This window comes from Agromyces sp. 3263 (genome assembly GCF_031456545.1).
Taxonomy (GTDB): domain Bacteria; phylum Actinomycetota; class Actinomycetes; order Actinomycetales; family Microbacteriaceae; genus Agromyces.
On record NZ_JAVDUV010000002.1, the window covers coordinates 272,749 to 284,819 of the forward strand.

The window sequence follows — 12,071 nt, forward strand, 5'->3', positions numbered from 1 at the left end:
GGTAGACTCGGGGGATGCCTGACCCCAGCCCCCGCACCTTCGGCGAGCTCGAGCCCAGCAGGTGGCCGGGGGAGCGGCTCGGCCTTCCCGACACGGGCCGCGGCTCGGTCGGCCGCGTCGGTCGTCGCCTCGGCGCGATCGCCATCGACTGGGGCCTGGCGCTGCTGATCGCGTTGCTCTTCGCCCCGTACAGCTCGCTCACCCACTCGTGGGTGACCCTCGTCATCTTCGCGATCATGCAGGTCGTGTTCATCCCGACCATCGGCGGTAGCATCGGCCACCGTCTCACGGGCATGCGGGTGGTGCCGCTCACCGGTGGCTGGGTCGGCGTCCGTCGGCCGATCGTGCGCACGCTCCTGCTGGTGCTGGTCGTGCCCGCGCTCGTCTGGGACTCGGACCAGCGCGGCTTCCACGACAAGGTCGCCGGCACGGTGTTGATCCGGGTGTGACGAGGTCGATCGGGTGTGGCGGAGTCGAGCAGCGGTGACGGTGACGGCCGTTCGCCCATGGGACGGCGAACGGCATCCGCCGATCGACGGATGCCGCGTGCTGCCGACCCGGGTCAGCGCATCTTGCCGCGCTGCGGGCGCGCCTTCATCGGGTCGATGCCCTTCGGAATGGGAAGCGCCGTCTGCAGCGAGTTCAAGCGGTTCGACACCGCGAGCACCTCGGGCTTGGTGAGCGTGCGCTTCGCCTTGCGCAGCGTCGCAGGCAGGCGGTAGAGCTCGATCGAGCCGTCGTCGTGGCCGACGGAGATGAGCGTGACGGGCACGTTCGGCAGGATCCGCGTGACCTTGCGCTGCTCTTCGTCGAGCATGCGCTTGGTGCGCGTGACCGGGCCCTCGCTGATGAGCGCGACACCGCCGCGACCGACGGCGCGATACACGGCGTCCTGCGTCTTGCCGTTCACGGCGATCGGCATCTCGTTGCCGACCCATCCGCCCCGCAGGCCGCTGCGGAGCACCGCGCCGACGGCGCCCGGCTGTCCGTCGATCTGCGCGTACGCGGCACGCTCGGCGCGACGGCCGAGGATGACGAGCGCGAGGAGGAGACCGGCGAGCACACCGGCGACGATCCACAGGGCGATCGTGAACCCGTTGCCCTCGCCGAGCCAGAGCGCGAGTCCGAGGCCGATCAGCACGGGGACGAGGAATCCGAGCAGCATGAGCCATTGCGCGCTCGAGTCGTAGCGGCGGGTCATCTGGAAGACCTGCCACATCTGCTTCATGCGACCCGGCTCCTTCGGAGCGGAGCCCTTGTCCTTGGTGCGTGCCATGGTCACAAGGATACCGGCGGCGGACGCCGCCCCCGACCGTGTTCTCGATGGGCGGAGGCGACGTCTGGGCGCCGGGTTCTGCCGGTCTAGCCGACCGCCTGGGCGAAGCCGAGCGAGGCGTCCGCGAGGTGGGCGAGCTCGGCCGGCAGGGCGCGGCCCTTCGCGTGCATCGACTGCGCCCAGAGGCGCCCGGCGCGGTACGACGAGCGAACGAGCGGACCGGCGAGGACGCCGAGGAAGCCGATCTCCTCGGCCTCATCCTTCAGCTCCACGAATTCCTCAGGGCGCACCCAACGATCGACGGGGAGGTGGCGAGGGCTCGGCCGCAGGTATTGCGTGATGGTGATGATGTCGGTGCCGGCGTCGTGCAGGTCGTGGAGGGCCTGCGACACCTCGGCCCGCTCCTCGCCCATCCCGAGGATCAGGTTCGACTTCGTGATGAGGCCGGCGTCGCGGCCCTGGGTGATCACGTCGAGCGAGCGCTCGTAACGGAACGCGGGCCGGATCCGCTTGAAGATGCGCGGGACCGTCTCGACGTTGTGGGCGAACACCTCGGGCCCGGCGGAGAACACCTCGGCGAGGTGCACGGGGTTGCCCGAGAAGTCGGGCACGAGGATCTCCACCCCGGTGCCCGGCGACTGCCGGTGGATCTCCCGGATCGTCTCCGCGTAGAGCCAGGCGCCCTCGTCGGGAAGGTCGTCGCGAGCGACGCCCGTCACCGTGGAGTAGCGCAGCTGCATCCGCACCACCGACTCGGCGACGCGTCGCGGCTCGTCCACGTCGTAGTCGGCGGGCTTGCCGGTGTCGATCTGGCAGAAGTCGCATCTCCGCGTGCACTGCGAGCCGCCGATGAGGAAGGTGGCCTCGCGGTCCTCCCAGCACTCGTAGATGTTGGGGCAGCCGGCCTCCTGGCAGACCGTGTGCAGCTCCTCGCTCTTCACGAGGCTCTGCAACTGCCGGTACTCGGGGCCCATCTTGGCGCGGGTCTTGATCCACTCTGGCTTTCGCTCGATCGGCGTCTGGGCGTTTCGGACCTCGAGGCGCAGCATCCGGCGCCCATCGGGTGCAGTGCTCATGCGGCGACCGCCGCGGCCTCGGCGAGGAACCGCCGCGTGATCGGTTCGACGAGGTCCTCGGGCACGACCCGGTGTCCGACCTCGCGGGTGATGGTCGTCACTCCGGCGTCCCGGATGCCGCAGGCCACGATCTTCTCGTAGGGCTCCAGCGAGTTCGAGCAGTTCAGCGCGAACCCGTGCATCGTCACGCCGTCGGCGACACGGATGCCGATGGCGGCGATCTTGTTCTCGCGGCCGGGTTCACCGACCCAGACTCCCGACCGTCCCTCGACGCGACGTCCGCCGACGCCGAGGTCGGCCAGGACGTCGATGAGGATGCCCTCGAGACGGCGGACGTAGCCGACCACGTCGATCGGCTCGGCCAGGTGGAGGATCGGATACCCCACCAGCTGGCCGGGGCCATGCCACGTGATCTTGCCGCCGCGGTCGACGTCGATGACGGGGGTGCCGTCGGTCGGTCGTTCCTCGGGAGCGGTGCGCTTCCCGGCGGTGTAGACGGAGGGGTGCTCCAGGAGGATGACGGTGTCGGGGCGTTCGCCCCTGACGACCGCGCGATGGACGGCGCGCTGAAGGTCGAGACCCTCGATGTACGGCACGGAGTTGGCGCTTAGCCCCGCGACGACGAAGTCGAGCATGTCGTCCAGTCTAGGTGCGCGGATGCCGCGGGCGGCCCTCGACCGCGGATCGACTCGTCCTCGCCAGACCGGGATCGGGATCGGCAACTTCCAAGCCGGGGTGGAGGCCGCCACGCGCCCGCCGGAAGCGACACGATGCCCGTATGAGCCGCACGCGCCGATCCGTCCCCGTGCCGACCGAGCCACAGCCGATGCAGGCCTCCGACCCGGTCGAGGGTCGCCTGGTCGGCTACCGGATCGTGCGGCGCATCGCATCCGGATCGCGTGCCGACATCTACCTGGCCGCGGCCGAGTCGGCTGCACTCCACGACTCCGCACTGGCCGAAACGGCGGGATCGGCGACCGGCTCTGCCCCTGCTGCGCACGACCCCGTCGAGGCGGGGCGAACGACGGCGGTGCTCGTCGCGCTGCGGGTCTACGAGGCCGGCACGGCAGACGACTCGATCGCCGCGGAGATCGAGGCGATGTCGGCGGATGCCACGGGCACCCTGCCCTCGCTCATCGACGTCGCGAACCTCGAAGACGGCCGGTGCTGCCTCGTGGTCGAGCGGCTGGGCGGCCGCACGTTGGCACGGGTGCTCGCCGAGCGACGGCTCAGTCCAGGTGAGGCGGTCACGATCCTCGCGCCGCTCGTCGTGGCCGTCGGCGAGCTGGCACGCGTCGGATTCGTGCACGACCGCCTTTCGACGACCGATGTCGTCCTCGACGACGACGGAAGACCCCGCCTGCTCGGGCTCGGCGCGTTGCGACGCCTTCCGGGTCCCGGCGAGGCGCGTTCCGCCCTGCAGCGTGCCGGCCACGAGGCGCTCGCCGAGCTGATCGACGAGGTCGGGTCGGTCGTGTCACCGCGCGATGCCCTCGAGGACGTGTCCCGGTACCTCCGCGGTCGGCTGGCCGTTCGCCCCTTCGAACCCTGCGACGGCGAGGTCGAACGGCGCCTGTTCACGTCGGCCGCGCCCGAACCGGTACGAGGGTTCACGCCGCGTGTCACTCCGCGAGCGGCGCCGGCGCGGGCGATCCCACCGGTTGCCGCCGAAGCGGTACCCACGCCTTCACCGGACCCGGGCGGGAAGCCGCGCTTCGGGATGGGCCTCAGACGCGTGCTCGCGCTGGTGCACGGCCCCGACGACCTCGTCGAGCAGCTCGCGGAGGCGGCGGACCTCCGCCCGGCAGGTCCGCTTCGCGCGCGGATCACCAGCGCGATCGGCCGTCGGCGTGGCGCGCTCGTCGTCGGCGGCCTGGTCGGAGGGGGTGCCCTCGTGCTGCTGCTCACGATGGTGCCTCAGGCACCACCCGATGGGCACGATCAGGCGGTGGCAGCGGAGCCGGACGCCACCGCGCATGTGGATGCGACCGGAGCGGGTCCCGGCGAACCCTTGTCATCGGGCGGCACGAGCGGCGCCGCAGAGCCCGAGACCGACGCGGAGGCGGATCCCCTCGCGGCGGCGCGCTGGCTGCTCGATCGGCGGGCGTCCTGCTTCGAGATGCTCGACCTCGGGTGCCTTGACGCCGTCGACCAGCCGGGCTCTGCCATCGGGCTGTCCGACCGTGATGCCATTGCGCTCGCCCGAGACGGGGCAGACCACCATGTCCCGCGCTTCGACCCCACGTCGATCGTCCTCACCGCAGATCTGGGTGGAGCGGTCCTGGTGCAGGCGGAGACCGTGGCGGAACGCGAACCGGCCTCGCTCCTCATGGTGAGGGGCGAGGCCGGATGGCGCTTGCGCGACGTCTTCGACTAGATCCCGAGGTCGGCCTCGAAGGCCCCCTCTTCCAGTCGTTCCTTGACCGCCGTCAGGAAGCGGGCCGCGTCGGCGCCGTCGATGATGCGGTGGTCGTACGAGAGCGCCAGGTACACCATCGAGCGGATGGCGATCGCGTCCTCGCCGTCCTGCTTCACGACGACCGGGCGCTTCACGACGATGCCCGTGCCGAGGATCGCGGACTGCGGCAGGAACACGACCGGCGTGTCGAACAGCGCGCCGCGGGATCCGGTGTTGGTCAGCGTGAAGGTGCCGCCCGAGAGCTCGTCGGGCTTGAGCTGGTTGTTGCGGGTGCGGTCGGCCAGGTCGGCGATCTGCGCAGCCAGCGCGGCGATGTCGAGATCGCCCGCGTTCCGGATGACCGGCGTCAGCAGTCCACGCTCGGTGTCGACCGCGATGCTCATGTTCTCGGTCGGCGGGTAGACGATGCTGTCACCGTCGACCGTCGAGTTCACGATCGGGTAGGCACGGAGCGCCTCGGCTGCTGCCAGCGCGAAGAACGGCAGGAACGAGAGCTTGTTGCCGGTCTTCGCGAGGAAGTCGCCCTTCACGCGGTCCCGGAGACGAGCGACACGCGTCACATCGACCTCGACGACGGTGGTGAGCTGTGCCGTGGACGTCATCGAGACCACGGCCCGCTCTGCGACGACCTTGCGGAGGCGCGTCATCGGCACGGTCGTCCCGCGGAGGGGCGACGTCTCGAGCGGCGTACGGGCAGGTGCCGCCGCGGGGGCGGGAGCGGTTGCGGGCGCCTGGGCTGAGATGACGTCCTGCTTGCGGATGCGTCCGCCCACACCGGTACCGGTCACGCTCGAGAGGTCCACGCCCTGCTCGTTCGCGAGCTTTCGCACGATGGGGGTCACGTAGCCGCTCGGGCCGGCGTGCGCTCCGCCGGTGGCGGCGGGAGCCGCCGGTGCCTCGGCTGCCGGGGCGGGAGCCGCCTGCGGCGCCGGTGCGGCCTCGGCTGCCGGGGCGGGAACCGCCTGTGGCGCCGGTGCGGCCTCGGGAGCCGGAGCAGCGGGAGCGGCCTGCGGGGCAGGTGCCGGCGCGGCGGGTGCGGCCTCCGGTGCCGGAGCAGCGGGTGCGGCCTGGGGAGCCGGCGCAGCGGGAGCCGGCTGCGGGGCAGGCGCGGCCTCCGGTGCGGGGGCGGCCTGCGGCGCGGTGGCCGGGGCCGCCGGGGGAGCCTGAGGCGCCGCCGGTGCCGGGGCAGCCTGAGGTGCCGGTGCGGCCTCGGGCGCCGGCGCGGCGGGTGCGGCCTCAGGCGCCGGTGCAGCCTCAGGTGCCGGTGCAGCGGGCGCTGCCTCCGGCGCGGGGGCCGCTTCGGGTGCCGGCGCGGCCTCGGCGGGCGCCGCAGCTGCGGAGCCGTCGCCGATGGTCACGAGGGCCGTGCCGACCTCGACCGTCTCGTCCTCCTGGACGAGGATCGCCTCGATCACGCCGGCGACCGGCGATGGGATCTCGGTGTCGACCTTGTCGGTCGACACTTCGAGCAGCGGCTCGTCGACCTCCACACGGTCGCCGACGTTCTTCAGCCAGCGGGTGACCGTGCCCTCCGTGACACTCTCACCGAGTGCCGGGAGGCTGACGGATTCGCTCATGCGCTTGTCTCCTTCACAGCGTGTGACGCTATCTAGCTTATTGCAGTCGTGTTTCCGGGGTCGGGCTCAGAGCGCGTGCAGCGGCTTGCCGGCGAGCTTGAGGAACGCCTCGCCGAGTGCCTCGTTCTGCGTCGGGTGCGCGTGGATGAACGGGGCGATGTCCTCGGGGTACGCCTCCCAGTTCACCGCGAGCTGCGCCTCGCCGATCAGTTCACCCACGCGGGCGCCGATCATGTGCACGCCGACCACGGGGCCGTCGTTCACGCGGACCACCTTGATGGAGCCGCTGGTCTCGAGGATGTGGCTCTTGCCATTGCCCGCGAGGTTGTACTCGTACGCCGAGACCTGGTCTGCGCCGAACTTCTCGGCAGCGCGCGCCTCGGTGTAGCCGATCGACGCGACCTCGGGCTCGCAGTACGTGACCTTGGGGATGTTCACGTCCTCGACGACGATCGGGTTCAGGCCCGCGATCTCCTCGGCGACGAAGATGCCCTGCTGGAAGCCGCGGTGCGCGAGCTGCAGGCCCGGAACGATGTCGCCCACGGCGTACACGCCGGGGATGTTGGTCGCGAGGCGCTCATTCGTGATGACGAATCCGCGATCCATCGTGACGCCGACCTCGTCGTAGCCGAGGCCCTGGGTCACGGGTCCACGCCCGACGGCCACGAGCAGCAGCTCAGCCTCGACGGTGTCGCCGTTCTCGAGGGTCACGACGACGCCGTCGTCGTGCTGGGTGACGCCCTGGAAGCGGACGCCGAGCTTGTACTCGATGCCGCGCTTGCGGAAGGCGCGCTCGAGCTGCTTCGAGACCGACTCCTCCTCGTTCGGGACGAGGTGGGGGAGCGCCTCGATGATCGTGACGTCGGCGCCGAAGGACTTCCAGACGCTGGCGAACTCCACGCCGATGACGCCGCCACCGAGCACGGCCACCTTGCGGGGCACGAAGTCGAGCTCGAGCGCCTGCTCGCTCGTGATGACGCGGCCGCTGATCTCGAGGCCGGGAAGCGAGCGGGAGTACGAACCGGTCGCGAGGATGACGTTCTTGCCGACGATGCGGTCGTCGCCGACCTGCACCGCGTTGGGGGCGACCAGGCGGCCCTCGCCCTCGACCACGGTGATGCCGCGCGCCTTGACGAGCCCCTGCAGGCCCTTGAACTTGCTGGCGACGATGCTCTCGCGGTACTGCGTGACCGCGGGCACGTCGATGCCCTCGAACGTGGAACGGACGCCGAACCTCGCCGACTCCCGCGAGCTGTCCGCGACCTCGGCCGCGTGCAGCAGCGCCTTGGTCGGGATGCACCCGCGGTGCAGGCACGTGCCACCCAGCTTGTCCTTCTCGATCAAGCCGACGGTGAAGCCCAGCTCGACGGCACGCAGCGCCGCCGCGTACCCTCCGCTGCCGCCACCGAGGATGACAATGTCAAAGTTCTGCTCGGACAACCGCAATCTCCCTTGCGCAATTGATCTGCGACACGGACTGCCGCCGTTGATGATCGGGGGCAGGGTGCTCGGGCGACGTTCTCGCCCATATGACCTTACTACCCGGCGGAGAGGTCCTCGCCCAGCCGGACGAGGGTGCGCACGGCCACTCCGGTGGCCCCCGATCCCGTGTATCCCCACGCCGCGCCGGAGTTGTTCGACGGGCCCGCGATGTCGAGGTGAGCCCACGGGATCCGCTCGTCCGAGCCGTCGCGGGTGCCCACGAACTCGCGCAGGAACACGCCCGCCAGCAGCATGCCGGGCACCGTGACCCCGAGCTTCGTGTTCGCGAGGTCCGCGACATCGGACTTGAGCAGGGGGAGCAGGTCGGCCGGGAGCGGCATCGGCCAGGTCGCCTCGCCCACGGCGTCGGCTGCGGCCCGCACGTCGGCCACGAGGCCGTCGTCACCCATCAGTCCGGTGATGCGATGGCCCAACGCGACGACCTGCGCTCCGGTCAGCGTCGCGACGTCGATGATGGCGTCGGGCTGCTCTGCGGTCGCCGCGACGAGCCCGTCGGCGAGGACGAGCCGGCCCTCGGCATCGGTGTTCAGCACCTCGACCGTGGTGCCCCCGTGCATGCGGAGCACGTCGTTGGGGCGCACCGCTGTTCCGGACGGCAGGTTCTCCGCGAGGCAGAGCCATCCCGTGACGCGGATGGGCACCTGCAGCTCGGCGAGGGCGACGACGGCCGAGAGGACGGCGGCCGCTCCGGCCATGTCGGTCTTCATGCCGACCATCGAGGCCATCGGCTTCAGCGACAGGCCACCGGAGTCGAAGGTGATGCCCTTGCCGACCAGGGCCAGGTGCATGGATGCCCCGTCGGGCGCGTAGTCGAGTCGGACGAGCCGCGGCCCGCGGCTGGAGCCGAGCCCGACCCCGAGGATGCCGCCGAAGCCGCCTTCGGCGAGCGCCTCCTCGTCCCAGACCTTCGCCGAGACCCCGGCAGCGCTCGCGGCCTCGACCGCCAGCTCGGCGAGGCGCTCGGGGAACAGGTCGGCGGGTGACGCGTTGACGAGGTCCTTCGTGCGTGCGACGCCGGCCGTGACGGCCCGGACGCGGTCCACGCCGATCGCGGTCTCGTCGAGGTCCGAGTGCAGGATGATGCGCTCGATCGGCGCCTTCGCCGTCGACTTGTACTCGGAGTAGGCGTAGGCGCCGAGGGCTGCGCCCTCGAGGGCCGCGGCGGCGAGTTCGGGGTCCTCCATCGGGATCGCGATGGCGATGGACGTGACACCGGAGAGCTGGCGTACGGCGCTGCCGATCGCGAGGCGGTACGCCGCGGCATCCGCTGCACCGCCCGTGCCGGCCACGGCCACCATGCGGGGGCCGTCGCCGTTGCCCGGAAGTCGCGTGAACTCCTCGGCGGTGCCCTTCGCGCCGACGGCGGCGAGCGCCGCGGGCACCCACTCGTAGCCCGGGACCGCCATGAGCTCGGCGCCGTCGCTGCCGCTCATCGCGGCGAGGATCACGACGTCCGCGTCGGAACCGAGGGCGGGGGAGGCGGAGACGGAGAGCGAGGGAACGGTCATGCAGGCGATCGTACGTGTTCGCTCTCGGCATCATTCCACCGGTCCGCGAACGGGAGGGGGTCCCGAACGGCGTCAGTAGGCTGGATGCATGCGCGATCCCCGGTCACTCTACGAGCTGAATCCGGACGTCCAGGTCCCACCCGGGCTGCCACTCGTGGCGGGCCTCACCGGATTCGCCGACGCCGGCTCCGCGGTCGCGCAGACCAGCGACTACCTGCTGTCGACGCTCGACACCACCGTCGTGGCCACCTTCGAGGCCGACGAGCTGCTCGACTACCGTGCGCGCCGTCCGATCATCCTGTTCCAAGGCGACCACCTCGCCGACTACCGGCCGCCCCGACTCAGCCTCGACCTCGCGCGTGACGAGATCGGGCAGGAGTTCCTGATGCTCACGGGCTACGAGCCCGACTTCCAGTGGGAGCGGTTCGGTGCGGCCCTGCTCGGCCTCATCGACGACCTGCAGGTCTCCTCGACGACGTGGATCAACTCCATCCCCATGCCCGTGCCGCACACCCGGCCCATCGGCATGACGGTCAGCGGCAACCGCGCCGACCTCATCGAGGCCATGTCGATCTGGCGGCCGACCACCGAGGTTCCCTCGAATGCGCTGCACCTCGTCGAGTACCGGCTGCAGGAACAGGGGCACCCGACCACCGGTTTCGTGCTCCTGGTGCCGCACTACCTGAGCGACGCGGAGTATCCGACGGCCGCCGTGGCGGCACTCGAGGCCATCAGCGCCTCGACCGGTCGGATCTTCCCCACCGATGCGCTGCGCGAACAGGGCCGCGACTTCGTCGCCCGTATCGACGAGCAGGTGGCCGAGAACGGCGAGCTCGCCAAGCTCGTCGGCACACTGGAGCAGCGCCACGACTCCTACATGGAGGGGACCTCGCTCCGTTCACCGCTCACCGACGAGGACGGCGAGCTGCCGTCGGCCGACGAGCTGGCGGCCGAGCTGGAGAAGTTCCTCGCCTACCGCCGCACCCGGGACGACGACACGCCCCTCGGCGGGTGACCTCGACCGATCGGGGAGGGCCTGCCGGGGCCGTCGTTCGGCGTTCACGATCGGTCGAAGCGCCCGGCCAACCGGGAATTCCCGTTGCCATCCGCGCGTTGCACACTGTGGGCGAGGAGCGGGCGGAGCGACGTCCGGCCGACCCCGAGTCTGTATAATGGAGTCAGGACCCGTTCTGGTCTGCTGGCGCAGTTCACGTGCGCCGACGAAGCAGACTTGACATGGGTCCTCATAGTGTCCGAAAACGACCGGGCCGACAGCACGAGCCGAGCGCCCGAGAGGGCACGCGCCGGGCAACGGTAGGAGAGGTTCAACCAATGGCAACGACGAAGGCTGCGACGTCGGCGAAGAGCGAGGCGGACAAGCCCGCTGCGCGCACGACGGCTGCGAAGTCGACCGCCGCGAAGACCGCCGCGACGGCCACCAAGGCCTCCGCGGCGAAGGCCGGCACGAAGGCGGTCACCCCAGCGACGAAGACGCCGCGCACCAGCACGGCCAAGACCGCCGCCAAGCCGCGCACCAAGGCCAAGGCCGGCGCGACGGGCGACGATGAGGACGAGGTCGAGCCCGGCGAGCTCGAAGAGGTCGAGGTCGACGCCGAGGTCGAGGTCGAGGTCGACACGGCGGCGGTCGTCGAGGCCCCCGAGACGGATGCCGACACCGACACCGACGACGACGAGGCGAAGCCCGTCGCGGTCGAGCCGCACCCGACGGGCGCGCTGGTGCTGCGCGCCGTCGACGACGAGGACGAGGTGCCGGTCTACTCGAGCGCGATCACCGGTGCGACAGCGGACCCGGTCAAGGACTACCTGAAGCAGATCGGCAAGGTCGCGCTCCTGAACGCGGCCGAAGAGGTCGAACTCGCAATGCGCATCGAGGCGGGCCTGTTCGCCGAGGAGAAGCTGTCTCACATGAGCGACGCCGAGAAGCGCTCCCAGCTCGGTCGTGAGTTGCAGTGGGTCGCGAAGGACGGGCAGCGCGCGAAGAGCCACCTGCTGGGCGCGAACCTGCGCCTCGTGGTCTCGCTCGCCAAGCGCTACACCGGTCGCGGCATGCAGTTCCTCGACCTGATCCAGGAGGGAAACCTGGGCCTGATCCGTGCGGTCGAGAAGTTCGACTACACCAAGGGCTTCAAGTTCTCCACGTACGCGACGTGGTGGATCCGCCAGGCGATCACCCGCGCCATGGCCGACCAGGCTCGCACCATCCGCATCCCGGTGCACATGGTCGAGGTCATCAACAAGCTCGCCCGCGTGCAGCGGCAGATGCTGCAGGACCTGGGTCGCGAGCCCACGCCCGAGGAGCTGAGCCGCGAGCTCGACATGACCCCCGAGAAGGTCATCGAGGTGCAGAAGTACGGCCGCGAGCCCATCTCGCTGCACACGCCCCTGGGCGAGGACGGCGACAGCGAGTTCGGCGACCTCATCGAGGACACCGAGGCGGTCGTGCCCGCGGACGCGGTCGGCTTCACGATGCTGCAGAAGCAGCTGGAGTCGCTGCTCGACTCGCTGAGCGAGCGTGAGGCGGGCGTGATCCGCATGCGCTTCGGCCTCGGCGACGGCATGCCGAAGACCCTCGACCAGATCGGCGACACCTTCGGCGTGACCCGTGAGCGGATCCGCCAGATCGAGTCGAAGACGATGGCGAAGCTGCGCCACCCGTCGCGGTCGCAGTCGCTCCGCGACTACCTCGAGTAG

General features: G+C 70.8%; 10 protein-coding genes. 4 read left to right on the top strand and 6 right to left on the bottom strand.

The genetic code is table 11. From position 1 onward, the window contains the following. Positions 1-14: 14 nt before the first annotated feature. The gene (locus J2X63_RS14470; RefSeq protein WP_309978475.1) at positions 15-449 is read left to right on the top strand and encodes an RDD family protein; all 435 of its coding nucleotides are present in this window, start codon (positions 15-17) and stop codon (positions 447-449) included. A gap of 113 nt (positions 450-562) precedes the next feature. Here J2X63_RS14470 and J2X63_RS14475 read toward each other — a convergent pair whose 3' ends face one another. The 3 genes from J2X63_RS14475 to lipB all read right to left on the bottom strand — a co-directional run bounded on the left by J2X63_RS14475 (position 563) and on the right by lipB (position 2,987). Next, a complete protein-coding gene (locus J2X63_RS14475; RefSeq protein WP_309978477.1) occupies positions 563-1,276 on the bottom strand; it encodes a DUF4191 domain-containing protein in 714 nt (237 codons plus the stop codon). An 86-nt stretch (positions 1,277-1,362) separates the two neighbouring features. Further along, positions 1,363-2,352 carry a lipoyl synthase gene (gene lipA, locus J2X63_RS14480; RefSeq protein WP_309978478.1) on the bottom strand — a complete coding sequence of 330 codons (990 nt, stop codon included), beginning with the start codon at positions 2,350-2,352 and terminating at the stop codon, positions 1,363-1,365. Then, on the bottom strand, positions 2,349-2,987 hold the full coding sequence (gene lipB / locus J2X63_RS14485) for a lipoyl(octanoyl) transferase LipB (RefSeq protein ID WP_309978480.1): 639 nt from the start codon (positions 2,985-2,987) through the stop codon (positions 2,349-2,351). Before lipB ends, lipA begins: the two co-directional genes overlap by 4 nt. Before the next feature lie 143 nt (positions 2,988-3,130). Here lipB and J2X63_RS14490 point away from each other — a divergent pair, with 143 nt between their 5' ends. Continuing rightward, positions 3,131-4,729 (top strand): hypothetical protein, encoded by a 1,599-nt coding sequence (locus J2X63_RS14490; RefSeq protein WP_309978482.1) that lies wholly within the window; start codon positions 3,131-3,133, stop codon positions 4,727-4,729. Here the strand turns inward: J2X63_RS14490 and sucB are convergent. From sucB to J2X63_RS14505, 3 genes are all read right to left on the bottom strand, one after another. After that, the gene (sucB, locus tag J2X63_RS14495; RefSeq protein WP_309978484.1) at positions 4,726-6,348 is read right to left on the bottom strand and encodes a 2-oxoglutarate dehydrogenase, E2 component, dihydrolipoamide succinyltransferase; all 1,623 of its coding nucleotides are present in this window, start codon (positions 6,346-6,348) and stop codon (positions 4,726-4,728) included. The two genes, J2X63_RS14490 and sucB, sit on opposite strands and share 4 nt — an antisense overlap. A 66-nt stretch (positions 6,349-6,414) precedes the next feature. Continuing rightward, a complete protein-coding gene (gene lpdA / locus J2X63_RS14500; protein ID WP_309978486.1) occupies positions 6,415-7,788 on the bottom strand; it encodes a dihydrolipoyl dehydrogenase in 1,374 nt (457 codons plus the stop codon). Positions 7,789-7,886: 98 nt separating this feature from the next. After that, positions 7,887-9,359 (bottom strand): leucyl aminopeptidase, encoded by a 1,473-nt coding sequence (locus tag J2X63_RS14505; protein WP_309978487.1) that lies wholly within the window; start codon positions 9,357-9,359, stop codon positions 7,887-7,889. Positions 9,360-9,447: 88 nt separating this feature from the next. Here J2X63_RS14505 and J2X63_RS14510 point away from each other — a divergent pair, with 88 nt between their 5' ends. Together J2X63_RS14510 and J2X63_RS14515 are read left to right on the top strand one after the other, a co-directional pair. Then, positions 9,448-10,374 (top strand): PAC2 family protein, encoded by a 927-nt coding sequence (locus J2X63_RS14510; RefSeq protein WP_309978488.1) that lies wholly within the window; start codon positions 9,448-9,450, stop codon positions 10,372-10,374. 221 nt (positions 10,375-10,595) lie between these two features. Further along, positions 10,596-12,071: an RNA polymerase sigma factor gene (locus tag J2X63_RS14515; RefSeq protein ID WP_309978489.1), complete on the top strand. Its 1,476-nt coding sequence runs from the start codon at positions 10,596-10,598 to the stop codon at positions 12,069-12,071.